Annotated in this window: 21 protein-coding genes and 1 pseudogene; 5 read left to right on the top strand and 17 right to left on the bottom strand. The window is 74.0% G+C overall.

Going from position 1 to position 24,597, the window contains the following annotated elements:
• Positions 1 to 14: 14 nt before the first annotated feature.
• The 3 genes from ABZ836_RS22915 to ABZ836_RS22905 form a co-directional block, all read right to left on the bottom strand.
• Positions 15 to 461, bottom strand: a complete 447-nt coding sequence (locus ABZ836_RS22915; RefSeq protein WP_356137969.1) for a roadblock/LC7 domain-containing protein — start codon at positions 459 to 461, stop codon at positions 15 to 17.
• Positions 458 to 2,962 (bottom strand): nitrate- and nitrite sensing domain-containing protein, encoded by a 2,505-nt coding sequence (locus tag ABZ836_RS22910; RefSeq protein ID WP_361144900.1) that lies wholly within the window; start codon positions 2,960 to 2,962, stop codon positions 458 to 460. Before ABZ836_RS22910 ends, ABZ836_RS22915 begins: the two co-directional genes overlap by 4 nt.
• A 210-nt stretch (positions 2,963 to 3,172) precedes the next feature.
• Positions 3,173 to 4,417, bottom strand: a complete 1,245-nt coding sequence (locus ABZ836_RS22905) for a DUF5685 family protein (RefSeq protein WP_361144897.1) — start codon at positions 4,415 to 4,417, stop codon at positions 3,173 to 3,175.
• A gap of 329 nt (positions 4,418 to 4,746) precedes the next feature.
• Here ABZ836_RS22905 and sepF point away from each other — a divergent pair, with 329 nt between their 5' ends.
• On the top strand, positions 4,747 to 5,187 hold the full coding sequence (sepF, locus tag ABZ836_RS22900; protein ID WP_356137974.1) for a cell division protein SepF: 441 nt from the start codon (positions 4,747 to 4,749) through the stop codon (positions 5,185 to 5,187).
• Between the two features lie 132 nt (positions 5,188 to 5,319).
• Here sepF and ABZ836_RS22895 read toward each other — a convergent pair whose 3' ends face one another.
• On the bottom strand, positions 5,320 to 7,032 hold the full coding sequence (locus ABZ836_RS22895) for an MFS transporter (RefSeq protein WP_356137976.1): 1,713 nt from the start codon (positions 7,030 to 7,032) through the stop codon (positions 5,320 to 5,322).
• A gap of 221 nt (positions 7,033 to 7,253) precedes the next feature.
• Here ABZ836_RS22895 and ABZ836_RS22890 point away from each other — a divergent pair, with 221 nt between their 5' ends.
• Together ABZ836_RS22890 and ABZ836_RS22885 are read left to right on the top strand one after the other, a co-directional pair.
• Positions 7,254 to 8,510 (top strand): hypothetical protein, encoded by a 1,257-nt coding sequence (locus ABZ836_RS22890; RefSeq protein ID WP_356137978.1) that lies wholly within the window; start codon positions 7,254 to 7,256, stop codon positions 8,508 to 8,510.
• A 235-nt stretch (positions 8,511 to 8,745) separates the two neighbouring features.
• Positions 8,746 to 9,768, top strand: a complete 1,023-nt coding sequence (locus ABZ836_RS22885; protein WP_361144893.1) for a phosphatase PAP2 family protein — start codon at positions 8,746 to 8,748, stop codon at positions 9,766 to 9,768.
• 129 nt (positions 9,769 to 9,897) lie between these two features.
• On the opposite strand, the gene ABZ836_RS22880 is transcribed toward ABZ836_RS22885, so the two are convergent.
• Together ABZ836_RS22880 and ABZ836_RS22875 are read right to left on the bottom strand one after the other, a co-directional pair.
• The gene (locus ABZ836_RS22880; RefSeq protein ID WP_356137982.1) at positions 9,898 to 10,113 is read right to left on the bottom strand and encodes an I78 family peptidase inhibitor; all 216 of its coding nucleotides are present in this window, start codon (positions 10,111 to 10,113) and stop codon (positions 9,898 to 9,900) included.
• A 290-nt stretch (positions 10,114 to 10,403) separates the two neighbouring features.
• Entirely contained in the window at positions 10,404 to 11,024 is a 621-nt protein-coding gene (locus ABZ836_RS22875; protein WP_361144890.1) for a transglycosylase family protein, read from the bottom strand.
• 259 nt (positions 11,025 to 11,283) lie between these two features.
• Between ABZ836_RS22875 and ABZ836_RS22870 the strand changes: the two genes are divergently transcribed.
• Together ABZ836_RS22870 and ABZ836_RS22865 are read left to right on the top strand one after the other, a co-directional pair.
• Positions 11,284 to 12,093 (top strand): hypothetical protein, encoded by an 810-nt coding sequence (locus tag ABZ836_RS22870; RefSeq protein ID WP_356137986.1) that lies wholly within the window; start codon positions 11,284 to 11,286, stop codon positions 12,091 to 12,093.
• A 286-nt stretch (positions 12,094 to 12,379) separates the two neighbouring features.
• The gene (locus tag ABZ836_RS22865) at positions 12,380 to 12,745 is read left to right on the top strand and encodes a hypothetical protein (RefSeq protein ID WP_361144887.1); all 366 of its coding nucleotides are present in this window, start codon (positions 12,380 to 12,382) and stop codon (positions 12,743 to 12,745) included.
• A 139-nt stretch (positions 12,746 to 12,884) separates the two neighbouring features.
• Here the strand turns inward: ABZ836_RS22865 and der are convergent, their stop codons facing one another.
• From der to ald, 11 genes and pseudogenes are all read right to left on the bottom strand, one after another.
• A complete protein-coding gene (gene der, locus ABZ836_RS22860) occupies positions 12,885 to 14,357 on the bottom strand; it encodes a ribosome biogenesis GTPase Der (protein ID WP_356137990.1) in 1,473 nt (490 codons plus the stop codon).
• A 60-nt stretch (positions 14,358 to 14,417) separates the two neighbouring features.
• Entirely contained in the window at positions 14,418 to 15,146 is a 729-nt protein-coding gene (locus tag ABZ836_RS22855) for a lysophospholipid acyltransferase family protein (protein ID WP_361144884.1), read from the bottom strand.
• Positions 15,104 to 15,796 (bottom strand): (d)CMP kinase, encoded by a 693-nt coding sequence (cmk, locus tag ABZ836_RS22850; protein WP_356137992.1) that lies wholly within the window; start codon positions 15,794 to 15,796, stop codon positions 15,104 to 15,106. The genes ABZ836_RS22855 and cmk overlap by 43 nt, the downstream gene beginning before the upstream one ends.
• A 129-nt stretch (positions 15,797 to 15,925) precedes the next feature.
• Positions 15,926 to 17,032: pseudogene (locus ABZ836_RS22845) on the bottom strand (prephenate dehydrogenase); the annotation flags it as partial.
• Positions 17,033 to 17,132: 100 nt separating this feature from the next.
• Positions 17,133 to 18,170: an ADP-ribosylglycohydrolase family protein gene (locus ABZ836_RS22840; protein WP_361144881.1), complete on the bottom strand. Its 1,038-nt coding sequence runs from the start codon at positions 18,168 to 18,170 to the stop codon at positions 17,133 to 17,135.
• Between the two features lie 63 nt (positions 18,171 to 18,233).
• Positions 18,234 to 19,295: a pseudouridine synthase gene (locus ABZ836_RS22835; protein ID WP_356137996.1), complete on the bottom strand. Its 1,062-nt coding sequence runs from the start codon at positions 19,293 to 19,295 to the stop codon at positions 18,234 to 18,236.
• Positions 19,295 to 19,969: an SMC-Scp complex subunit ScpB gene (gene scpB, locus ABZ836_RS22830; RefSeq protein ID WP_356137998.1), complete on the bottom strand. Its 675-nt coding sequence runs from the start codon at positions 19,967 to 19,969 to the stop codon at positions 19,295 to 19,297. The genes ABZ836_RS22835 and scpB overlap by 1 nt, the downstream gene beginning before the upstream one ends.
• A complete protein-coding gene (locus ABZ836_RS22825; RefSeq protein WP_361144877.1) occupies positions 19,966 to 21,198 on the bottom strand; it encodes a ScpA family protein in 1,233 nt (410 codons plus the stop codon). The genes scpB and ABZ836_RS22825 overlap by 4 nt, the downstream gene beginning before the upstream one ends.
• An 18-nt stretch (positions 21,199 to 21,216) precedes the next feature.
• On the bottom strand, positions 21,217 to 21,777 hold the full coding sequence (locus ABZ836_RS22820; protein WP_356138001.1) for a hypothetical protein: 561 nt from the start codon (positions 21,775 to 21,777) through the stop codon (positions 21,217 to 21,219).
• On the bottom strand, positions 21,762 to 22,937 hold the full coding sequence (locus tag ABZ836_RS22815) for a ParA family protein (RefSeq protein WP_356138003.1): 1,176 nt from the start codon (positions 22,935 to 22,937) through the stop codon (positions 21,762 to 21,764). Before ABZ836_RS22815 ends, ABZ836_RS22820 begins: the two co-directional genes overlap by 16 nt.
• 388 nt (positions 22,938 to 23,325) lie before the next feature.
• Entirely contained in the window at positions 23,326 to 24,438 is a 1,113-nt protein-coding gene (gene ald, locus ABZ836_RS22810) for an alanine dehydrogenase (protein WP_356138031.1), read from the bottom strand.
• Positions 24,439 to 24,597 lie beyond the last annotated feature (159 nt).

Genomic DNA, 24,597 nt, shown 5'->3' with positions numbered 1-24,597 from the left:
CGTCCGACCACCGCTCACCGGGGCAGCGACTGGCGCAGATCGGCGATCAGGGCCGGCGTGAGCAGGTCGCCCGCGCGTTCCGCGAGCACCGCCATCTCGTAGCCGACCAGGCCGAGTTCACCGCTGCTGTCGGCGAGGACCCCGAGACAGCTGCCGTCCCGGATCGCCGAGACCAGCAGGAAGCCCCGCCCCATCTCGATCATGATCAGCTTGACTCCGTCGAACCCGTACCGGCGTGACGCGCTGCGCGCCAGGCTGGACAGTCCGGACACGATGGCCGCCAGGTGGTCGGCCTCGGTCCGCCCGAGCCCGTCGGAGACCGCGATCAGCAGGCCGTCCGAGGAGACCGCGACCGCGTCCCGCACCCCGTCGGTGTTGCGGACGAAGCCGGCGAGCAGCCAGTTGAAGGTCTGCGAGTCCTTCTCGGCGGGAGCCGCGTTCTGGGTGGGAACCGTGGTCACTTCGCCTCACCCCTGTCCGTCACGGCATCCTGCGGGCCCCGGACGTCGGCACCTGTGCCGCGCTCCATGTCCCTCTCCCTCTCCTTCTCCATCTGCACGCTGATCCCGCCCCGCAGATGTGCGCTGCGCAGGGAGGAGAGCATCCCGGATACCTGCTCCGGGGTGCGCTCCCGCTCCGGCGCCGGGGGCAGCGGCCGGGCTCCGGCGCGGGCGGTCTCGTCGACCGCCGCGCCGATGGCGCTGCGCCGGGGGCGCTTGACCAGACCGTTGCGGGTGCGGGCGGCGTCGGCGCCGCGGGCCGGTTCGGCCCGCCGTTCGCCCTGGCCGCCGGCCGGTGGTGCCGCGATCTGCGGACGCGCGTGCCGGGGCGTGCGGGCCGGGGCGGGGGGCGCCGGCCGGCCGTCGGCGCTCACCGGCACCAGGCCGGGGCCGGGGCCGGGCGGGGCCGCCGCCAGGCCGTGGCCGGGCGGCGCCGTCGCGGCGCGGGGCGCCGGGAGCACCGCCTTCTGGTCGAGCCGGCCGTTGACCAGCACGTCGTCGTCCGGCGTTCCGGCCAGGGTCTTGGGGTCGGCCAGCAGGGTGGCGGGCAGCAGCACCCGGGCCACCACCCCCGCGGTCGGCGCCTCGCCCACCCGCACCTCGATCCCGCACTTGCGGGCCAGCGCGCCGACCACGAAGTGGCCGAGGAAGCGGCCCGGATCGGCCATGAAGCTGGCCCGACCGGAGAGCCGGACGTTGGCCTCGGCGAGCGCCTGGGCGTCCATGCCGAGCCCGTGGTCGACGATGGCGATCAGGTAGCCGGCGCTGGTGCGCCGCCCCTCGATCTCGACCTCCGACTCCGGCGGCGAGAAGTGCAGCGCGTTCTCGACCAGTTCGGCGAGCAGGTGGGCGATCTCGGCCACCATCGAGCCGGACACCCCGACCGGCTCGATCCGGCGCAGCACCACCCGCCGGTACTCCTCGACCTCGGAGAGCGCGGCGCGCAGCACGTCGGTGACGGGCAGCGGCGTGGACCAGGGGCGGGGGCTGGACTCGCCGGCCAGCACCAGCAGGCTCTCCGCGTTGCGGCGCATGCGGGTGGCCAGGTGGTCGAGCTCGAAGAGGTTCGCCAGGGTCGCCGGGTCGGCGTCCTCGTGCTCCAGCTTGTTGATGAAGCTCAGCTGGCGGCGGACCAGGTTCTGGTTGCGGCGGCCCAGGCTGACCAGCGACTCGGTGGCGTTGCGGCGCAGCACGGCCTGCTCGGTGGCGAGGTCGAAGGCGGCGCGCTGGACGCGGTCGAAGGCCTCGGCCATCTCCAGCACCTCGGCGCCGGCCTTCTCCGGCACGCGCAGCGGCTCCGGCGGTTCGGGGGCCTCCCGCAGCGGGCTGTTCTGGATGGCGGCGACCGCCAGCGGCAGTCGCTTCCCGGCCACCTCACGGGCCTGCTGGGCGAGGTCGGCGAGCGGGCCGGAGACCGTGCGGACGCAGTCCAGGGCCAGGGCGCCGAGCGCGGCGACGGTGGCGAGCGCCAGCAGTCCGAAGAGGATCAGGTCCTCGCCGGCGTCGCCCTCCAGTTCGGAGGCCCGGCTCTCCACGTCGTGGCCCAGCGAGATCTGCACCTCGCGCAGTCCGTCGATGGTGGAGGTGGCGCTGCTCCACCAGGCGGCCGGCGGGATCTGCGCGGCGTCGAGCAGTCCGCCTCCCCGGACCGCCTTCCGCTCGTACCACTGGGTGCGCCGGGCGTCGGGGGTGCTCATCGCGGCGTCGAGACGGCGCTCCTGGGCGGAGGTGGCCACCGTGGGGAAGGCGGACAGCGAGGCCAGCCGGCCGGCCCGGGTCTCCAGGAAGCGTCCGTGGTCGTCGCCGCGGAACTGCCCGGCGGTCACCGCCCCGAGCAGCAGCGCCCGTTCCTGGCCGGTGAACTCCTTGGCCTCGCCCAGGAATCCCAGGGCCCGGCCGGCGTCGTAGAGGGTCGGGTCGCGGACCTCGTCGAGGCCGAGGTCGAGCCCGTCGAGGGTGGCGATGGTGGCGGTGAAGTAGTCGAACACCTCCGCCACCTGGACGCTCCGGCGGTCCGCCTTCGCCCGCACGCCGCCGAGCGCGTCCAGGCGGCCCAGCGCCTCGCGGACCGAGGCGGCGCGTCCTTCGTCCGTGTGCCCCCTCAGCGCCCGGTCGAGGACGGCCCGCGCCGTGTCGGTGGCCTCCCGCTGCGCGGGCAGCCGGACCTGGAACTGCCGGACGCCGCCCAGATGCCCGGCGGTGAGGCTGCGTTCCTTCTGCAGTTCGTGGACCAGCCCCTGCAGGGTGATCTCCAGGCGGGCGTTGTCCGCCGTGGCGGAGGCGGTGCGGAAGGTCGCGATCTGCTCGGCCGCGGCGGCGCCGAGCAGGGCCAGCAGGACGGCGAGGGCCAGGGTCAGGACCCGGAGGAGCCTGGTGCGAAGGGAGCGGGGGGCCTTCCGGCCCGTCCCGCCACGGGCGGCGCGCAGGCGCGCGGCGGCCGATGTCGGTGTGACTGCGTCCACTGAGGTGCCTTAAGGGGGAGGCGAGTTGGTCGGAGGAAGAGAAATGGTTCTGCCTCCGACCCAACGAAACCAGTGGCCCTGGGTTACCGGACGGACCGGGTTTTTATCCCATGGTGGACGGCGTTCCCGGGAAACCGCAGGTCGACGTGGAGCCCGCGTCGTCACGGGGATGACGCAGCGTCATCCCGGCGCCACGTGCCGCCGGGACGGTCAGCAGTCGCAGCCGCAGCAGCAGCCGTCCCCGCCGCCGTCTCCCCCGCCGCAGTTGCAGCAGTTGCAGCACTCGCAGCAGCCGCAGTCGCACTGGCTGCACCAGCCCTCGCGCCGCTGCCGCGACCACGGGCCCTCGAACTCGTCGGCGCAGCAGAGCTGACAGGTGCAGAAGAGTCCGAGGGCCGCGGCGCAGCCCGCGAAGAAGCCGCGCCCCTGGCGGCGCGGCGGTTCCCCGCCGGCCGGGCTGCCGGGTCCGTGGGGACCCTGCGGGCCGGGCGGCGCGTACGGACCCTGCGGCGCCCCGGGGGCGCCGGTCGGGTTCGGCCCGTAGGGCCCCTGGGGCGGCCCGTACGCCTCGGCCGGCCCGCCCGTGGCGTGCCCGCAGGAGGCCGAACCGAAGGCGCGGTCGACGGAGCGTCCCAGTTCGTGCGCCAGCAGGCGGTGGACCAGCCGGCCGTCGGTGAACCCGGCGTCCTTCAGGGCCAGCCGCACGCCGTGGACCGCGTCGTCGGCGAGGCGGCGGGCGTCCTCGCGCGAGGTGCCGGTGGCGGTGAGGGGGTTCCAGGCGCCGGAGGCGGCGTCGGCCGCCTGGTCCTCGACGGCGTCCAGCAGGTGGGCCAGGCGGCCGAAGAGCCGGCCGGCCTCGGCCAGCGGAGCCGCGTTGGCGGGGCGGCCGGCCAGCACCGCGGTGTGCGCGAACGCGGCGGCGGTGGCCGTCTCGGTGGGTTCGGTGACGGCGAGGATCGGGGTGCCCGGCCCGGCCAGGCGCTCCAGCCCGGCCTGCCGGTCCACGGCGTCCAGCAGCACGGCGGCGTCGAAGCCCACCGTGGAGGCGGTGCGGGTGCCGGCGGTGCTCCAGCCGGCGGCGACCCGGCGGGCGGCGAGGGCGACCGGGCGGCGGGCCAGCAGCCCGTCGCCGTCGGCCATGTGGTCCCGCATCTTGGCGGAGGCGAGCACCAGCGAGACCGCGGCGGCGAGCCGGGCGCCCTCCCCGCTCGCCACGGACGCCGTGCGCATCCCGCGCAGCGGGCAGGGTCCCGCGGTGCGGCGGCCCTGCGCGGCGCGTGGCGCCTGAGCCTCCGTCAGCACGGATATCAGCAGGCCGTCGTAGTTGGTCACGATCCGGGCGAACTGGCCGTGGTCCCCCCTCAGGGCCAGGCAGAGCCCGCACAGGTGGGCCATCCACTCCGCGGCGAGCCGCTCGCCGAGCCGGTGACGGCAGGGCCTGACCATTCCGAACATCGTGACTCCCCCTCAGACCTCCGCGCCCCGTGGCGCGGTGCTCCCGCCCTCCCCTGTATCTACGGGCGACTTCGGAGATCGTAATGGGGTAGGTGGTTCACCCGGAGGCACCACAACTCACTCGTTCGCCGCGAAGAATATTATTTCACTCCCAATCAGCAATCGTGTAGGACAAGTCCCTTGGGATACACGGAGTCTGTACGTATCCACCGCGCACCGGTACCGTCACAAACCCCCTGCGCGGTGTCCGTCCACTTGGCACGATGTCCGACTCATGGACGACCATAGGGAAGCGGAAGCGAGAGAGACCGCAGCGAGAGGAGGCGTCCATGGGATCGGTGCGCAAGGCGAGTGCCTGGCTTGGCCTCGTCGACGACAGCGATGACGAGCGCTACTACGAAGACGACGACTACGCCGAGGGCCCGGAGTCCGAGGACGCCTGGGTCACCGACCCGCGGGTGAAGATCGCCGCCGAGCCGGCCGTCGACAAGGCCCGCAGAATCGGCACCGTCACCCCCGACAGCTTCCGGGACGCCCGCGCCATCGGCGAGCTCTTCCGGGACGGAGTCCCGGTCGTCATGAACCTCACGGCGATGGACGCCGCCGACGCCAAGCGCGTGGTGGACTTCGCGGCCGGCCTGATCTTCGGCCTCCGCGGCTCCATCGAGCGCGTCGCCAACCGCGTCTTCCTGCTCACCCCGGCCAACACCGAGATCGTCAGCGGCGAGGCCGCCCCCGGCGCCCGCGACGCCTTCTTCAACCAGAGCTGAGGCAGGGTCCGCTCACCGGCGCCGTCGGCCGGTGGGCGCCCTGCCCGCAGCGCCCCGCCTCCGGCGTCCTGCCCGTAACCGGAATGCCCCCGGCGCCCGGCCCTGCCGCCTCACGGCGCCCGCCGCGCGCCCTCAGGCGGAGACCCGCGACCTGCGCGTCGACGACGACTTCTTCTCCCGGGGCGCCGGCACCGAGTCCGCCTTCTCCCCCGGCTCGGACCCCGGCTCGACCTCCGGCCTCTCCCCCGTTCCGCCGGCCCTCCGGCCGTGGGGCTCCTCCTGGCCCAGCGGCTCCTCGCGCATGTCCCGCGGCAGCCGCAGTGCCGCCACCGCGCCCAGCAGCAGCAGCCCGGCGCTGACCACCAGCGTCACGTGCAGTCCGTGCACGAAGGCGTCCCGCGCGGCGAGGCGGAGGGTCTCCCCCACGGCGCCGCCGAGTCCCTCGGCCACCTGGTACGCCTCGCCCAGGGAGTGGCCCGCCGCCGACGTGGCGTGTTCCGGGACACCCGGCACCGAGGCGACGCCCGGCCCGTAGGCCGCGTTCATCACGCTGCCCAGCAGCGCGATCCCGAGGCCCGCGCCGAGCTGGTAGGAGGTCTCGCCGATGGCCGCCGCCCCTCCGGCCTCACGCTCCGGCGCCTCGCTCAGCATCGACTCGTAGGACCCGAAGAGCGTGGTCTCCAGGCCGAGCCCCAGCAGCACGAATCCGCAGAGCAGCAGGGTGGGGTTGTCGTGCGAGCCCATCGGCAGCAGGATCAGCACCGCCGCGGCGGTGAGCGCGAACCCCGAGGCCACCATGACCCGCGGCCCCAGCGCGCGCAGCAGCCGTGCCCCGGCGAGGCCCGCCGCCATGGCGGCCACCGTGAGCGGCAGCATCCGCAGACCGGTCTCCAGCGGGGACAGCCCCAGCACCAGCTGGAGGTACTGCGCCGCGATCAGCTCCAGTCCCACCAGCGCCAGCATGGCCAGCACGATGCAGCCGATGGACGTGCCGAAGGCGGGCCGCGCGAACAGCCGCATGTCGATCAACGGGTGCGCGCGCCGCTTCTGCCGCCGGACGAAGAGCGTCAGCAGCAGCACACCGACGACGAACGGGCCCCAGGTCGGCGGCGACGCAGGGGCGACGCCGCTGCCCAGCTGCTTGAGGCCGTACACGGCACCGAAGAGTCCGGCCGCCGCCGTGAGGGCGCCGACGACGTCCCAGGGCCCCTCGCGCTCGCCGCGCGACTCGGGCAGCAGCATCCGTCCGACCGGCAGCGCGACCAGCATCAGGGGGATGTTGATGAGGAAGACCGCGCCCCACCAGTACCGCTCGAGCAGGAACCCTCCGAGCAGCGGGCCGACCGCCGCGCCCACCGCGGCGACCGCGCTCCAGACGCCGATGGCCAGCGCGCGCTCCCGCCGGTCGGGGAAGACCTGGCGGAGCACCGACAGGGTGGCCGGCATGATCATGGCGCCGCCCACGCCGAGCAGCGCCCGCGCCGCGATCAGCACCTGGGCGCTGTCCGCGCAGGCCGCGACGGCGGAGGCCACGCCGAAGAGGGCGTACCCGAGCAGCAGGACGCGGCGGCGGCCCACCCGGTCGCCCAGGGTGCCGAAGAGGATCAGCAGCGAGGCGCAGACCAGCGGATAGACGTCGACGGTCCACAGCAGTTCGGTGGCGCTCGGCCTCAGGTCCTCGGTGACGGCGGGCACCGCCACGTGGAGCACGGTGGCGTCCACGGCGACCAGCAGCAGGCTGACGCAGAGGACCACGAGGACGACCCAGCGGTTGGCGCCGGCCCCGGTCTCCCGGCGGACGCGGCGCCCCGTGGCGTCCGCGCCGGACGCGGTCGTCCCGGACATGTGCGTACCTCCCAGAATTGCTCGTGTCCGGCGGCCCTGAGGGCCGCTCGACCGGCCCGCTCGACGAAGACGAGTGGTTCGCCAGCGTACGCGAGTTCGTGCCGGTGAAACGTGGTGGAGCTCTCACCTCGGCGCAGGCCCGATGTGGCGTACGCCACTGCCGTGGGCACGACAGGGCGAAGGCTCGGACGGCGTCGCCGCCGCGGCCGATAATCGGGCCCGTGACCCCTCTCGACACGCGCGCCGCGCGTCGGCCGACGGCGCCGGGCCGTGCCGGACCCCTCACCACCGCCCTGCGCCGGGCCTGGCCCGCCCTGGCCGGGTACGCCGCCGTCCGCCTGCTGGGTCTGATCGGACTGGCCGTCTGGGCCGCCGCGCGGGACACCGACCCCCTGGTGCGGCTCACCGCCCGCTGGGACTCGCTCTGGTACGCGCGGATCGCGGAGTCGGGCTACGGGTACACGGTGCGCCTGCCGGACGGGGACGTGCACTCCGATCTCGCCTTCTTCCCGCTGCTGCCGTGGCTCGAGCGGGGCGTGGCCGCCGTGTCCCCGCTGTCCCACGGCGAGGCCGGGTTCCTGGTCGGCCTGGTCGCCTCGGTGGCCGCGGCCTGGGGGATCTTCGCCGTCACGGACCTGGTGCTGGGCCGCCGGGCCGGGGTGTGCGCGGCGGTGCTGTGGGGCGCGCTGCCGGTGGGGATCGTCCAGTCGATGGCGTACAGCGAGTCGCTGTTCACCGCGCTCGCCGCCTGGTCGCTGTACGCGGTGCTGACCGGGCGCTGGCCGCAGGCGGGGGCGCTGGCGCTGTGCGCGGGGCTGACGCGGCCGGTCGGGCTGGCGGTGGCCGCGGCGGTCTGGGCCGGCGCGGTTGCCTCCTTCGTGCGGCAGCGGAGCGCGGCAGCCGCGGACGGCGCACCGGCCGGGCCGCACGACCTTCACGCCGCGCACGCCGGGCTCGCGTCACCCCTCAGGGGCGTGGACGTCTGGCCGCGCGCCGTCGGAATGCTGCTCGCGCCCCTCGGAGCGGCCGGCTACGTCCTCTGGGTCGGCCACCGCACCGGGCAGGGCCTCTTCGGCTACCTGGACGTCCAGGCCGGCTGGCGCAACGGCTTCGACGGCGGGGCCGCCTTCGCGCGCTTCGTGGCCGGGCTGTTCGACTCGTTCCCCGGCGCCCTGGCGGGCACGGCGCTGATCGTGGGGGTGGCGCTGGTCGTCCTGCTGTTCGTCGCCGGCGTGCGCGCCCGGCTGCCGCTGCCGCTGCTGGTGTACGGCGGCCTGGTGGCGCTGCTGGCGCTGTGCGCGTCCAGCTACTTCGGTTCCAAGCCGCGCCTGCTGATGCCGGCCTTCCCGCTGCTGCTCCCGCTCGCCGCGGCCGCCGCGCGGGCCCGTCCGGCGGTCGCCTCCGGCCTCCTGGCGCTCGCGGCGGCCGGCTCGGCGGTCTACGGGGGGTTGTGGCTGACCGGCAGCGGTCCGCCGTGACTCACGGGCGTTCCCGTCCCCCTCGTGCGGCACGGTGGACGCCGGGCGGATTCACCGGGTGAACCCCCTCTCTTTCCCCGGAAATGACGCCCAATTCCCCGGACGATGAGCACGGAACAACCGTCCGGTGAATTCCCGGACAAGAGGTCGTGTGAGAGGAACCCCACATCACATGGTCATCACAAAGCCCTTGATCCGTTCGGGTCGCGCCCTCACTCGCTGTAACGTCGATTAGGTGCGTACCGAACGAAGCCTCACCCGTCTGGACCGGGTGTTCGCGCGGCTGGACCGGGAGCCCGAGCGGCCGGTCCAACTCGGCATGCCCCGAATGAGCCGCCACCGGGCCGCACTCGTCGTCGCCTGCCTGGCCGGCTACGCGGCCATCGTCTGGGCGGTGATCACCACCTCGTGGCTGGTCCGCCTCGACTGGCAGGTCATGTTCTTCCGCCCGTACCAGCAGTGGCCGGAGATCCACGCCTGGCTGGACTACTACGTCGTCCTCGGCCAGCGCGGCCCCACGGCGGTGATGGTGGCGGCCTGGCTGGGCTGGCGCTCCTGGCGCCAGCACACGCTCAGACCGCTGATCACCCTCGCCATCTCCCTGCTGCTGCTGAACCTCAGCGTCGGCGCCGCCAAGATCGGCATGGGCCGGCTGGGCCCGCACTACGCCACCACCATCGGCTCCAACGAGATGTGGCTCGGCGGGGACATATTCCCGAGCGGTCACACCGCCAACGCGGTCGTGACCTGGGGCATACTCGCCTACCTCGCCTCCAGCCCCCGCGCCCGGCGCTGGCTGTCGGCGCTCTCCGCGGTGATGTCCCTCGGCGTCGGCCTGACCACCGTCTACCTGGGCACCCACTGGCTGAGCGACGTGCTGCTGGGCTGGGTGGCCGGTGTGCTGATCCTGCTGGCGCTGCCCTGGTTCGAGCCGCTGGGCGCCCGCGCCGAGCGGTGGCTCCTGGACCTGCGCGACACCGTGCGGACCCGCCTGGCCCGCCGATTCGGCAAGGAGGAGGAGGCGTCCGCCTCCCCGGTGACCGGCCCGTCCGGCAGCCTGACCACCCTGGTCCGCCGCCCCGCCGCGGTCGGCGGAGACCCCGGGCACACCGCCCGCGGACCGGTGCTGCTGCCCTCCGGCCCGCACGGGACCCGCGCGGAACGGGGCCCCGGCACCACACCGTCCGGCAGCCGCCGTCCGTCCCACCCCGACGCCCCGGGCCGCTCCAAGCCCTCCTCCAGCCGCCCGGTGGCCTGAGGGCCCGGCCGGCGAAGCCCCACGTCGGCGGGGTCCCGGGCCCGCGCGCGAGCCCTCGGACGCACACGAGGCCCCCGCTGGACGCACACGAGGCCCCCGCTCCCCGTGGAGCGGGGCCTCGGCCGTCCCTCACCCCTTCCAGCAGCGGACCACCCGCCCCCCGTCGACCTCGAAGTTCAGCCGGCCGACGCGGTACTCCAGCGTGATGATCGCGCCCGGCGCCAGCCGGCGGACCGTGGTCCAGCCGCGCTCGCCGGCCAGCCGTTCGGCCTCGTCGGCGTCCATGCCGACATAGGCGTCGGGGGCGTCCTGGGGCTCCTCGCCCGGAGCGGGAATCGATGACATGAACGCCACGCTAGGCGCTCGCCGCCCCAGGGGAAAGCCCGCCGCGAACATCCCCCGCGCGCCTCTCCTGTCACACTTCTGTCACGGATCCGCCATCGGCCGTCGGCCTCGGCAGGTCACCCGATCGGGGGATCCCGGAGAGTTTCCCGGTCGGCGCCGAATGATATCCGCCGGCCTCCCGCCGGAGATCCTCCCGCACCGCGCTCATTGTTTTCCGGACACCCGGCGGAATTGCCCCGTCGAATTACGCCGACGCTGCCTGAATTCGGCCGGAAAATACCGGGGCCGGTTCACGCCTCTTCCAGCGGGGGCCCGAAGAGCTCACCGGCGTCCTTGCGCGCCGCGCCCGCCGGGAGCTTCAGGAACGTCCCGGCGATCAGCCTTCCGGGCTCGTCGCCGAGCAGCGAGCGGTTGAGCCGGTACAGCGTCCGCCAGCCGCCGGAGACCTGGTACGTGCGGGCCACGGCCGCCAGCGTGTCGCCGCGGGCGACCACGTGCCACCGGCCCTCGAGCCCGTACCGGGCGGAGCAGACCGGCCAGGCGCCCCAGCCCTGCGAGGCGAGCACCTTCTGGGCGACGAGGATCTGCTCGCGCTTGGTCGCCAGGTCGGCGCGGGCCGCGTAGGCGCGGCCGCCGAAGGCCACCCAGGTGGACTGCTTGAACTGGAGACCGCCGTAGAAGCCGTTGCCGGTGTTGATGTGCCACCTGCCGCTGCTCTCGCACTCGGCGACGCACTCCCAGGGCCAGCGGTCCGGCGGGCAGGGCCTCGGGGCCCGGGCCGGCGGGCCGGGAGCCGTCTCGGGGGCGGAGGGCGGCGTACACGAGGCGAGGAGGGCCAGGACGGCCAGACAGGCCGCCGAGGCGGCCGTTCCGGCGGTCCGCGACCGCCTCTTGATCGACACACGGGGCACCGGCCCAGGCTAGGGGGGCTCCCGGCGCCGTCGCCCGCGCCGCGCCCCGACCGCGCGCGCCCCTCACCCGACCGGCGTACCCGCCGCCGCGTCGGCCGTGGTCCGCGCCGCACACGGCCCGGCGGGGCGGCCGGAGCGCCCCGGATTCGGATTCCCGTTCGCCGTCGGCCGTTACCCGCACCCCGCGCGGCCCGTTGTCCAGAGCGGGCCGTCCGGCCCGTTGTCCGTCCACCCATGTCCTTCCCGAGGGAGCCCACCCGTGCCGCGCATGCTCGAAGTCAGCGACGACGTACGCGCCGAGATCGGTGACGATGAGGCCGACCGGCTGCTTGCCGGAGACAACGCCCCCGGCAGTTACGACTGCACCTCCTGCCGTACCCCCGGCGACACGGACCAGGAGCACACCAGCACCGTCCTCTTCGTCGGGGACGAGACGGCGGTCCTCGCCTTCGCCCACGCCGGCTGCCTGCCCTCCCAGGTGGTGCGGGTGACCGACGAGCAGCTCCAGGGCGCCGTCCGCCAGGCCGGCGGCGAGCAGCAGCCCCAGCAGGCCGCGCCCGTCGGGTCCGACGCCGGGGTCCAGCGGTCCGCGCCCGAGCAGGCCGTGCTGGGCGTCACCAGCGGCCTGGTGCTGATCAACGGCGAACTGCACGCGGCCATCGTCGTCGAGCCCACCTCGGCCATCGCCCGCCCCGGGAACACCGGCCCCGGCGACGAGTTCCTGCCGCTCCTGGTCGAGCAGGGCTTCCAGCCGGTGGCCGACCTGAACCAGCCCCCGCCGGTGCTGGCGGGCTGGTCGGTGCTGCTCGCCATGGGCCAGCTCCACGCCGTGCTCCAGCCGGGCGGGGGCGGCGGCGCCCCGGTGGCCTGGTGGCAGGCGCACCGCCCGCTGCAGGCCACCGACGGCTGGCGCACGGCGGCCAACAAGAACCAGCAGGTCCTGATGTTCGCCGCCCCGGTCGGCTCGATCGGCCGTCAGCCCCGTGAGGACCTGCTGCGCGGAGCCCTGGACCGCGCCGCGGCCAACGGCGTCCTGGTCGGCGCGGCGCTGCCTCTCGCCGGCATCTGAGGCCTTCCGCGGCGCTGTCGTACGCCCGGGCGTGGCCCCGCCCGGCGTGCGCGGAGCGCACGGAGCCCCGGTGCGCACGCGCTCACCCCCATTTCACTCCCCCGGGTGACCCGCGAATTCCCGGCGCAGCCCGCATCCGTTGGGCTCCGGGGTCGTTTGTGGTTATGTGCACGCTTACGAGGTATCCCGCCGTCAGCCCTTCCCGTCCATCCCGTCCGCCCGCCCGGCCCATGCCGCGCACAGCCCGTCGTCGACACCGATCTACGACGCCCTGTACGCGGAGTACGTGAGGTCCTTCCGTACCCTTCCGGGCGACCGCAGCGGCGAGGAGCGCCTCGCGTTCGGCGGTCCGTGGCGGTACGGACACGGGACGAGCGGTGGTTTCACCGTCGGCTGGCAGTCCGGCTCCCACGGCGCGCGGCACACCGCGGAACCGTCGGCGCCCTCGCCCTGGCAGCGGGTCGGCAGGCTGGCCCCCGGTGGCGCGCGTCCCGAGCCGCTGCCGTCCGGGGAGGCGGACTCGGCCCGGAACGCGGCGGATCCCGCAGTCCCCTCCACGGACGTGTGGCAGGCCGCCCCGCACGGCGGGCGGACCGGACGCCACGGAGCTCCCCAGGCGGCCCTGCCCCCGGCCCCCCGCGCGGCCGAGTGAGCGCCGGACCGGCCCCCGCGGACACGAGAAGGGCGGCTCCCCCTGGTGGGGAGCCGCCCTTCCGGCGTTCAGGAAGCCGTGCCGGTCACTTCTCCGTGCCGGTCACTTCCCCCGTGCCCATCTACTTCGTCCGTGCCCGTCACTTCTTCGTGCCGCGCTTCTCGCGGACCCGGACGGAGATGTGGATGGGCGTGCCCTCGAAGCCGAACTCCTCGCGCAGCCGGCGCTCGATGAAGCGGCGGTAGCCGGCCTCGATGAAGCCGGAGGCGAAGAGCACGAACCGCGGCGGCTTGGTGCCCGCCTGGGTGCCGAAGAGGATGCGCGGCTGCTTGCCGCCCCGGACCGGGTGCGGGTGGGAGGCGACCAGTTCGCCGAGGAAGGCGTTGAGGCGCCCGGTGGGCACCCGGGTCTCCCAGCCGGCCAGCGCGGTCTCGACGGCGGGGACCAGCTTCTCCATGTGGCGGCCGGTGCGGGCGGAGACGTTGACCCGCGGGGCCCAGGCGACCTGGCCGAGCTCGGTCTCGATCTCGCGCTCGAGGTAGTAGCGGCGCTCCTCGTCGAGGGTGTCCCACTTGTTGAAGGCGAGCACCAGGGCGCGGCCGGCCTCGACCGCCATGGTGACGATGCGCTGGTCCTGCACGGAGATGTTCTCGGAGGCGTCGATCAGGACGACCGCGACCTCGGCCTTCTCGACGGCGGCGGCGGTGCGCAGCGAGGCGTAGTAGTCGGCGCCCTGCTGGAGGTGGACGCGCTTGCGGATGCCCGCCGTGTCGACGAACTTCCAGGTCTTGCCGCCCAGCTCGATGATCTCGTCGACCGGGTCGCGGGTGGTGCCGGCCAGTTCGTTGACGACGACGCGCTCCTCGCCGGCCACCTTGTTGAGCAGGGAGGACTTGCCGACGTTGGGGCGGCCGATGAGGGCGATCCGGCGGGGGCCGCCGACGGCGAGGCCGAAGGACTGCTGGGGCGCCTCGGGGAGGGCCTCGAGGACGGCGTCGAGCATGTCGCCGGTGCCGCGGCCGTGCAGGGCGGAGACCGGGTGGGGCTCGCCCAGGCCGAGGCTCCACAGGTAGGCGGCGTCGGCCTCGGCGCTGGGGCCGTCGACCTTGTTGGCGCACAGCACCACGGGCTTGCCGGCCTTGCGGAGGAGGCGGACCACGGCCTCGTCGGTGTCGGTGGCGCCGACCTTGGCGTCGACCACGAAGACCACCGCGTCGGCGGCCTCGATGGCGTACTCGGCCTGGGCGGCGACGGAGGCGTCGATGCCGAGGACGTCCTGCTCCCAGCCGCCGGTGTCGACGACCTTGAAGCGGCGCCCCGCCCACTCGGCCTCGTAGGTGACGCGGTCGCGGGTGACGCCGGGGCGGTCCTCGACGACGGCTTCGCGGCGGCCGATGATGCGGTTCACCAGGGTGGACTTGCCGACGTTGGGGCGGCCGACGACGGCGAGGACGGGGAGCGGGCCGTGTCCGGCCGCGTCGATCGCGCCCTCGACCTCCTCGGCGTCGAAGCCCTCCTCGGCGGCGAGCTCCATGAACGCCGCGTACTCGGCGTCGCCAAGCGCCCCGTGCTCGTGCTCGGCCGAGCCGTCGGGCTGGATCTGGTCGTTCATGAAGTCGGTACCTCGTTGCTCATCGAATGGTCGGTGGCGCCCCCTCGGGGGCGGGCGCCACTACTCAAGTGTGACCCGGCGTCCGGTCAGACGCCTGGCCTTTTCCAGGTGCGCGGCGAGCCGTTCCTGGATGCGTGCGGTCGCCTCGTCGAGTGCCGTGCGGGTGCGCCGCCCCGTGCCGTCGCCCGCCTGGAACGGGTCGCCGAAGACGACGTCGACGCGGTGGCGCAGCGGGGGCAGCCCGGATATGAGGCGTCCGCGCTTCTCGGCGCTGCCCAGCACGGCGACCGGCACGATCGGGGCGCCGCTGCGGACCGCGAAGTAGGCGAGGCCGGCCCGCAGCGAGGCGAAGTCGCCCTCGCCGCGGGTGCCCTCGGGGAAGATGCCCAGCACGCCGCCGTCGGCCAGGACGCCCAGCGCGTCGGTGACCGCGGCGCGGTCGGTGCCGTGCCGGTCCACGGACAGCTGTCCGATGCCCCGCAGGAAGGGGTCCAGCGGGCCGACGAACGCCTCCTTCTTGATCAGGAAGTGCGTCGGCCGCGGGGAGACGCCCATGACCATGGGGCCGTCGAGCAGGTGGCTGTGGTTGACCGCCAGGATGGCCGGCCCGGTGGGCGGCACCTTGCCGGCGCCCAGCACGCGCGGGCGCCACAGGCCGTACATCAGGCCGACGCCGATGCGGCGGCCGACATCGGCGCCGCGGGCCGAGGGCCCGCCGCTCGGGCCGGCCTTGCCGGCGGCCTGGGTCACTTCGCCGCCCGCTTCTCCTCGACCAGGGTGACCACGCACTCCACGACCTGGGTGAGGGTGAGTTCGGTGGTGTCCACCTCGACCGCGTCGTCGGCCTTGGCCAGCGGGGAGGTCTTGCGGCCGGAGTCGGCGGCGTCCCGCTTGAGCAGGGCCTCGCGGGTGGCGGCGACGTCGGAGCCCTTGATCTCGCCGCTGCGGCGGGCCGCGCGGGCCTCCGGGGAGGCGGTGAGGAAGATCTTCAGGTCGGCGTCCGGCAGCACGGTGGTGCCGATGTCGCGGCCCTCGACGACGATGCCCTGCTCGGCCGAGGCGGCGATGGAGCGCTGCAGCTCGGTGATCCGGGTGCGCACCTCGGGCACGGCGGAGACCGCCGACACCCGGGAGGTGACCTCCTGGGTGCGGATCGGGCCGGCGACGTCGGTGCCGTCGACGTGGATGGTCGGGTTCAGCGGGTCGGTGCCCGAGACGATCTCCGGCTTGGACGCGGCGGCGGCGATCGCGGCCGGGTCGTCGACGTCGATGTCGTTGGTCACCATCCACCAGGTGATCGCCCGGTACTGGGCGCCGGTGTCCAGGTAGCTGAGGCCGAGCTGGGCGGCGACGGCCTTGGACGTGCTCGACTTGCCCGTGCCGGAGGGGCCGTCGATGGCGACGATCACTGCCGGTGCGGTCCGGGCGGCGCTTTCCACGGTGGAGGACACCTTCCTGATGGCTGCGGGGGCGGGGCGCGAACGCGCCCCGGACAAGGTTACTGGCTTATCGGGCTCACCCTTACGGGTGACCAGCCCCGTGGCCCGCCGCGGGTTCCCCGCGGGCGGTCAGGACCGGACGGCCCAGCCGCGCTCGCGGAGCGCCTGGGCGAGCGGGGAGGCGCCCTGGGGCTCGACCATCAGCTGTACGTGGCCCGCCTGCTGGCCGGTGGCGTGCTCGATCCGGACGTCCTCGATGTTGACGCCGGCCCGTTCGGCGTCGGCGAAGATCCGGGCGAGCTGGCCGGGCTGGTCGGTGATGAGGACCACGACGGCCTCGTAGGCGCGCGGTGCGCTGCCGTGCTTGCCGGGGACCCGGACGCGGCCGGCGTTGCCGCGCCGGAGCACGTCCTCGACGCCGCCCGCGCCGTCCTTGCGGGCGGTCTCGTCCTCGGACTGCAGGGCGCGCAGGGCGCGGACGGTGGCGTCGAGGTCCGCGGAGAACTCGGCGAGCAGGTCGGCGACCGGGCCGGGGTTGGCGGAGAGGATGTCGATCCACATCCGCGGGTCCGAGCCGGCGATCCGGGTCACGTCCCGGATGCCGGGCCCGCACAGCCGTACGGCGGCCTCGTCGGCGTGCTCGAGGCGGGCGGCGACCATGCTGGCCACCAGGTGCGGCATGTGGGAGACGAGGGCGACGGCCCGGTCGTGGGCGTCGGCGTCCATCACGATCGGCACGGCACGGCAGAACGACACGAGCTCCAGGGCGAGGTTGAGCGCCTCGGTGTCGGTGTCGCGGGTGGGGGTGAGCACCCAGGGGCGGCCCTCGAAGAGGTCGCCGGTGGCGGCGAGCGGGCCGGACTTCTCCTTGCCGGACATCGGGTGGGTGCCGAGGTAGGCGGCGAGGTCGAGGTCCGTGCCCCGCAGCGACGCCTCCAGTTCGCGGCGGGGTCCGCCCTTGACGCTGGCGACGTCGATGTAGGCGCGGCCGAGGCCGCGGCGCATGGCGTCGGCGAGGGCGCCGGCCACATGGGCGGGCGGCACGGCGACGACGACCAGGTCGACGGGTCCCTCGGGCGGGGCCTCGGTGCCCGCGCCCAGGGAGGCGGCGGTGCGGGCGCGGTCGGGGTCGTGGTCGTCCAGGTGGACGGTGACGCCGCGGGAGGTCAGCGAGAGTGCCGCGGACGTTCCGATCAGGCCTGCGCCGATCACCAGGGCGGTCCTCACGGTGGTGCTCCTCGCTGTGCCGGTTGCTTCCCGACCACCCTATCCAGCCCTCGCGCGTCCCCGCCCCACCGCCCGCTGCGCGAGACGCCCCCGCGCGGGCCCCGGAACGTCACGCGTCCCAGAGGGCGCCGAGGGCGAGGAGTTCGTCGCGGTACTCGATCCGTTCCGCCCACCGCGCGGGCCACGCGTCCGCCCCGAGGTGCGCCCCCGCGAACGCCCCCGCCAGGCAGGCGATGGAGTCGGAGTCCCCCGCCGTGCACGCGGCCCTCCGCAGGGCGGTGACCGGCTCGTCGGGGAAGAGGAGGAAGCACAGCAGCGCCGTGGCGAGCGCCTCCTCCGCGATCCACCCCTCCCCCGTGGCCAGGCAGGGGTCGGCCTCCGGCGACACGGTGCGCACGGCCTCCTGGAGCACCTCCAGGATCGCCAGGCACTCGTCCCAGCCCCGCCGGACGAAGTGCACGGGGTCGGGGTCCTGCGACCGCGTCCACAGGTCTCCGAGCCACCGCTCGTGGTAGACGTCGCGGTTGTCCAGCGCGTAGGACCGCAGCAGTCCCACCAGCGCCGTGGGGTCCGCCCCCTGGGCCAGCAGCCGCACGGCGTGCGCCGTGAGGTCGGAGGCGGCGAGCGCGGTGGGGTGGCCGTGGGTGAGGGCCGACTGGAGCTGGGCGGCGCCGGCCCGCTCCTCGTCCGTCAGGCCGGGGATCAGTCCCAGCGGCGCGACCCGCATGTTGGCTCCGCACCCCTTGGAGCCGACCTGGCTGGCGTCCTGCCAGGCCCGGTCCTCGACCGAGAGCAGGTGGCAGGCGGTGACGCAGGTGCGGCCGGGCGCCCGGTTGTTCTCCGGCGAACGGTTCCACTCCACGAACTCCTCGCGGACCGGCCGCTCCATCCGCCGGGGCCCGAGCCGCCCGCGCTCCATGGCCGTCCGCAGCCCCCGCCCGAGGGCCAGGGTCATCTGGGTGTCGTCGGTGACGATCGCCCGCTCCGGGAGCTCCATCTCCCGCCACGGCCCGTGGTCCTCCAGGATCCGCGGCACGCTGCTGAACTCGGTCGGGAAGCCGAGCGCGTCACCGAGCGCCAGGCCGATCAGCGATCCGGTCGCGGCCCTCTTGGCGGTGGTCGTGAACGTGGTCGCGGTCGTGGTCATGAAACGAACCCCCTCATTGTGTCAAATTGACGATAAGGGGGTTCGTCCCGGAGCACAACCTCTTTAGAGGTCGACCTCCTTCATCAGCATGCCGACCTCGGTGTTGGACAGCCGCCGCAGCCAGCCGGACTTCTGGTCGCCCAGCTTGATCGGGCCGAAGGCGGTCCGCACCAGGCTCTCGACGGGGAAGCCGGCCTCGGCCAGCATCCGCCGCACGATGTGCTTGCGACCCTCGTGCAGGGTGACCTCGACCATGTAGTGCTTGCCGGTCTGCTCGACCACGCGGAAGTGGTCGGCGCGGGCGTAGCCGTCCTCGAGCTGGATGCCGTCCTTGAGCTGCTTGCCCAGGTCGCGCGGGATGGGCCCGATGATGTGCGCGAGGTAGACCTTCTTCACGCCGTACTTCGGGTGGGTCAGCCGGTGGGCGAGCTCGCCGTGGTTGGTGAGCAGGATGACGCCCTCGGTCTCGGTGTCCAGCCGCCCGACGTGGAAGAGCCGGGTGTCGCGGTTGGTCACGTAGTCGCCGAGGCACTGGCGGCCCTCGGGGTCCTCCATGGTGGAGACCACGCCGGCCGGCTTGTTCAGCGAGAAGAACTGGTAGGACTGCGTGGCCACGGTCAGGCCGTCGACCTTGATCTCGTCCTTCTCGGGGTCGACCCGCAGGCCCTGCTCCAGGACGATCTCGCCGTTGACCTCGACCCGCGCCTGCTCGATGAGCTCCTCGCAGGCACGCCGCGAGCCGTAGCCGGCCCGGGCCAGGACCTTCTGCAGGCGCTCGCCCTCCTGCTCGGCGCCGGGGAAGGTCTTGGGGAGCTTGATCTCCTTCTTCCCGGCGTACCGTTCCCGGTTGCGCTCCTCGATCCGGGTCTCGTACTCGCGCGAGCGCGCGGGCGCCGGGCGTCCGCCGCGGCCGGAGCCCCCGCCCGGCTTGGCGCCGCGGGCGCCGGAGGCGCCGCCGCGGCCCGCCTTGGGCCCGTCCTTGGTCGCCCCGGGACCCACGTCGTAGCGGCGCTCCTCGGGGCGGGGCTTGCGGGGGCGGCCCTGCCCCTGCTTCTGGTCCCTGTCGTTGCCGGCGCCGCGGTAGTTCCCGCGCCCGCCGCTCTTGCCGCTGCCGCTGCTTCGCATCAAAGTTCCGTCTGGTCGTCTGCGTCGTCTGCTCCCGGCGCATCGGGTGCGTCCGGGTCGAACGACGGAACCCCTTCCTGGCTCTCCGCCTCGATCGTCTCCGCCTCCGGGACGAAGGGCGCGAGCTCGGGGAGCTCGTCCAGACCGCGCAGGCCCATCCGCTCCAGGAAGTAGTTCGTCGTCCTGTACAGGATCGCACCTGTTTCGGGTTCCGCGCCCGCCTCCTCGACCAGACCGCGTTGGAGGAGGGTGCGCATCACGCCGTCGCAGTTCACTCCGCGCACCGCGGAGACCCGGGAACGGCTGACCGGCTGGCGGTAGGCGACGACGGCGAGGGTCTCCAGGGCGGCCTGGGTGAGCCGGGCGGTGCGGCCCTCCAGGACGAGCGCCTCCACGGCGGCGGAGTACTCGGGCCGGGTGTAGAAGCGCCAGCCCCCGGCGATCTTCCGCAGCTCGAAGCCGCGCCCCTGCACGGCGTACTCGTCGGCCAGCTCGCGCAGGGCGTCGGCGATCGCGCGACGGGGGCGCCGGAGCACCTTGGCGAGGTGCTCCTCGGCCGCCGGCTCGTCGACGACCATCAGCACGGCTTCCAGGGCGGGCTTGAGGTCGAGCGCCGCGAGGGCGTCGTCCTGCGGGCCGGCGGCCGCCTCCTCGGGGGTTCCGACGGTGGTCATGAGCGCTCCTCCTCGGTGGTGTCGCCGGCCGGGCGGTCGAACTCGTCGGTGACGACCGGCCGGTGGCCGTCCTCGTCGCCGGTCCAGCGGACCAGCAGCTCACCCAGGGCGGTCTCCTGCTCCAGGGCGACCGCCTTCTCCCGGTAGAGCTCCAGCAGGGCCAGGAACCGGGCGACGACGGTGAGGGTGTCGTCGGTGTCCTCGACCAGCGTCCGGAAGGTGGCCTCGCCCAGCTCGCGGAGGCGGCCCATCACCACGGCCGCCTGTTCGCGCACGCTGACCAGCGGGGCGTGGATGTGGTCGACGTACACCTGCGGCGGAGGCTTCGGCTGCATGGCCTTCACCGCCAGCCTGGCGAAGCCCTCGGGTCCGATGCTGAGGACCACGTCCGGCAGCAGCTCGGCGTGGTGCGGCTCCAGGCCGACGGTACGGGGGTGGCGGCGGGCCTCGTCCTCCAGGCGGGCGCTGAAGATGTCGGCGACCTGCTTGTACGCGCGGTACTGGAGCAGGCGGGCGAAGAGCAGGTCCCGTGCCTCGAGCAGGGCGAGGTCGGCCTCGTCCTCCACCTCGGCGGCGGGCAGCAGCCGGGCCGCCTTGAGGTCGAGCAGGGTGGCGGCGACGACCAGGAACTCGGTCGTCCGGTCCAGGTCCCAGTCGTCGCCGCGGGCCCGGACGTGCGCCATGAACTCGTCGGTCACCCGCGAGAGGGCGACCTCGGTGACGTCCAGCTTGTGCTTGGAGATCAGCTGGAGCAGCAGGTCGAACGGCCCCTCGAAGTTGGTGAGGTGCACGGTGAACGTGTCCGGGTCCTCGGTCCGTCCCCCTGCGCCGTCCCGTGCCGCCTCCCCCGCGACGGGGGCCTGGGCGGCCTCGGGGGCGGGGGCCTGGGCGGTGGGGAGGAGGAGGGCCACGGGTTCCGCCCGGGGCGTTCCGGCGGCCTTCCCGGCGGGCCTGCGCGGCGCAGCTTCCGCCGGAGCCGGGGCCGGAACCGGGGCCGGGGCTGATGCGGGAGGCGGAACCGGGGCCGGAGCTGATGCCGGGGCCGGAGCCGATGCCGATGCCGCGGCGGACGCGGGTACGGGCCCGGGCCGGGGCGTGGGAACGGGCGGCGCGGGGGCCGGCGGAGGCTCGGGCGCGTCCTCCTGGGCAGGCTCCGGGGCGGCCGGGGCCTGCGGCAGGCCGGGGCCGCGGCCGAGGGGGCGCCTGCGGGAGGGGACGTTCGAGGTCATGGCCGTGGCAGGCTACCTCTACCGCCCGCGCAGCCGCCGCACCAGGATGCTCGCGTCCCCCCGGGACTCCAGATCGGCCAGGACGACCGCGACCGCCTCGCGGACGATGCGTCCGCGGTCCACGGCCAGTCCGTGCTCCCCGCGCAGGACCAGCCGGGCGTGCTCGAGGTCCATGAGTTCCTCGGCCGAGACGTACACGGTGATCTTCTCGTCGTGCCGCTCACGGCCGCTGGGCCGCCGTGCGGGGCGCCCCCGGCGCCGGGGGGTGACGCCCGTGGCCGCGGCGGCGGCGCCCTCCGCGCCGCCGGCCCTGCTGTGGGTCTCGCCCTGGTCCCCGGTCACCGCGTCCGCCACGGCGTGCTCGGCGGCCTGTGCGTCACCGGCCTGGGCGGGGACGGAGGGCGGCAGCCCCTCGACCCCGTCCCGCGCGGCGAGGTCGTCCTCGACGGCCGGCGCGGGGACCCGCGCCTCCGCCCGCTCGGCGGTGGCCTGGCGGCGCGGGGAGGAGGACTGGAGGCCGGAGCCCCCGGTGGTGCGGAACAGCTCGTCGGCTCCGGGCAGACTCACTCGGCGTGACACCGGGCGAGCACCTCCCTGGCGAGCTGGCGGTAGGCGGCGGCGCCGACGGAGTTGGAGGCGTACGTGGTGATCGGCTCGCCGGCCACGGTGGTCTCCGGGAAGCGGACGGTCCGTCCGATGACCGTGTGGTACACGTGGTCGTCGAACGCCTCGACCACCCGGGCCAGCACCTCGCGGCTGTGCACCGTGCGGGAGTCGTACATCGTGGCGAGGATGCCGTCGAGCTCCAGCTCCGGGTTCAGCCGCTCCTGGACCTTCTCGATCGTCTCGGTCAGCAGCGCCACACCGCGCAGCGCGAAGAACTCGCACTCCAGCGGCACGATCACCTTGTGGGCGGCCGTCAGCGCGTTCACCGTCAGCAGGCCCAGCGAGGGCTGACAGTCGATCACGATGTAGTCGTAGTCCGACATCAGCGGCTTGAGCGCGCGCTGCAGGGTCGACTCGCGGGCGACCTCGGAGACCAGCTGCACCTCGGCGGCGGAGAGGTCGATGTTGCTCGGCAGCAGGTCCATGTTGGGGACCGCCGTCTTGAGCAGCACCTCGTCGGCCGCCATGCCCCGCTCCATGAGCAGGTTGTAGACGGTGAGGTCGAGCTCCATCGGGTTGACGCCCAGACCGACCGAGAGCGCGCCCTGCGGGTCGAAGTCGACCAGCAGGACCCGCCGGCCGTACTCGGCCAGCGCGGCGCCCAGGTTGATGGTCGACGTCGTCTTGCCGACGCCGCCCTTCTGGTTGCACATCGCGATGATCTTCGCGGGGCCGTGGTCGGTCAGCGGCCCGGGGATCGGGAAGTAGGGCAGCGGGCGCCCGGTCGGGCCGATGCGCTCGCGCCGCTGACGCGCGGCGTCGGGCGCGAGGGTGGCCGCGTACTCGGGGTCCGGCTCGTATTCGGCGTCGGGGTCGTAGAAGTGACCGTCGGGCAGTTCGTCGTATTCGGCGAAGTGGTGGTGGGGCGCGCCACTTGCGTCGCCGGCCATGGCGTTCACGTGATGGGCATCCATGCTCTGGTGTGCTGTCGGAGCCAGGTGGGGGTGCTGGCTCTGGTGGGCTGCGAAGGTACGGACCGCGACGGAGCCGACAGCCTCGATTCCGGCGGGTCCGGTGTCCCCCGCAGGCGTTCCTGGTTGACCACCCCCGGGAGTAAATGTCGACTCATTCACAAGTCGTCTTACCTCCTTGGTGACCAGGAAACTTCTAGACAGGTCAGCGTGGCACCATGCCGACGATGGGCGACTCTATGGCGTGTCGACCGTTCGCAGCAACACAATCCGCCGGACCCGGCCTGCCGTGTCCCTTCCGGACACGCCCGTTGTCAAGGGCGTACGCGCGTCGCACCGCGCGATTCACCCGGGCGCACAACGACCGAAATCCGACGTCCGGTTGACATGTGGACCGGCTCGACCGCCGCTGGGCAGGGGCGGGATGCGCGAACGGCCGGACCTGGTAGCCCAAGGTCCGGCCGGTTTCGCGGTGTTGACGTCCGGGTTGACGGTCGTGACGGCCGTCTCGTCATGTCGGAATGTCGACTCGGCCGTGTTTACGGCCGGTTCAGCCGAGCACGCTCTCCAGAGCGACGTGCTCCATGCCGTGCGCCTCCGCGACCTCGCGGTACACGACCTGGCCGTCGTGGACGTTGAGGCCCTTGGCGAGCGCCGGGTCGCGGCGCAGCGCCTCGACCCAGCCGCGGTTGGCGAGCTGGACGACGTACGGGAGCGTCGCGTTGGTCAGCGCGTAGGTGGAGGTGTTCGGGACCGCGCCGGGCATGTTGGCGACGCAGTAGAAGACCGACTCGTGGACCTTGAAGGTCGGCTCGGCGTGGGTGGTGGGACGGGAGTCCTCGAAGCAGCCGCCCTGGTCGATCGCGATGTCGACAAGGACACTTCCCGGCTTCATGCGGGAGACCAGCTCGTTGGTGACCAGCTTCGGGGCCTTGGCGCCGGGGATCAGCACCGCGCCGACGACCAGGTCGGCCTCGAGCAGCGCCTTCTCGATCTCGAAGGAGTTGGAGACGACGGTCTGCACCTTGGTGCCGAAGACCTTGTCGGCCTCGCGGAGCTTGTTGATGTTCAGGTCGAGCAGCGTGACCTGGAAGCCCATGCCGACGGCGATCTGGGTGGCGTTCCAGCCGGAGACGCCGCCGCCGAGCACGACCGCCTTGGACGGGGCGACGCCGGGGACACCGCCGGGCAGGACGCCGCGGCCGCCGTTTGCGCGCATCAGCTGGTAGGCGCCGACCTGCGGGGCCAGCCGGCCGGCGACCTCGGACATCGGGGCGAGCAGCGGCAGCGCGCGGTTCACCTCGACGGTCTCGTAGGCGATGGCGGTGGTGCCGGAGGCGACCAGCGCCTCGGTGCCCGGGCGGTCGGCGGCCAGGTGCAGGTAGGTGAAGAGGACCTGGTCCTTGCGGAGGCGGTGGTACTCCTCCGCGATCGGCTCCTTGACCTTGAGGATCATGTCCGCGGCGGCCCAGACCTCGTCGGCGGTCCCGAGGATCCGGGCGCCGGCCGCGGTGTACTCCTCGTCGGTGATCGACGAGCCGAGGCCCGCGTTCCGCTCGACGACGACCTCGTGGCCGTTGCGCACCAGCTCGTGGACACCCGCGGGGGTGATGGCCACGCGGAACTCGTTGTTCTTGACCTCGCGGGGGATGCCGACCTTCACGTCGATCACGGTCCTTGCAGTCGGGGGGCGGGGGAACGCACGCGGCGGCGCTGTGGCGCCGGGGCATGCGGGGATATACCGGTCGCTTGTGGGCACACCGGGACACACGCCGGAGAACCGGCGACATCGCCAGTCTAATGAAGGATTTCCCGCTGTCTA

It is taken from the genome of Streptomyces sp. NPDC047130 (assembly GCF_040643475.1).
Taxonomy (GTDB): domain Bacteria; phylum Actinomycetota; class Actinomycetes; order Streptomycetales; family Streptomycetaceae; genus Streptomyces.
Note: the sequence above shows the minus strand (reverse complement) of the source record. Positions and strands in the feature narration are given on the sequence as shown.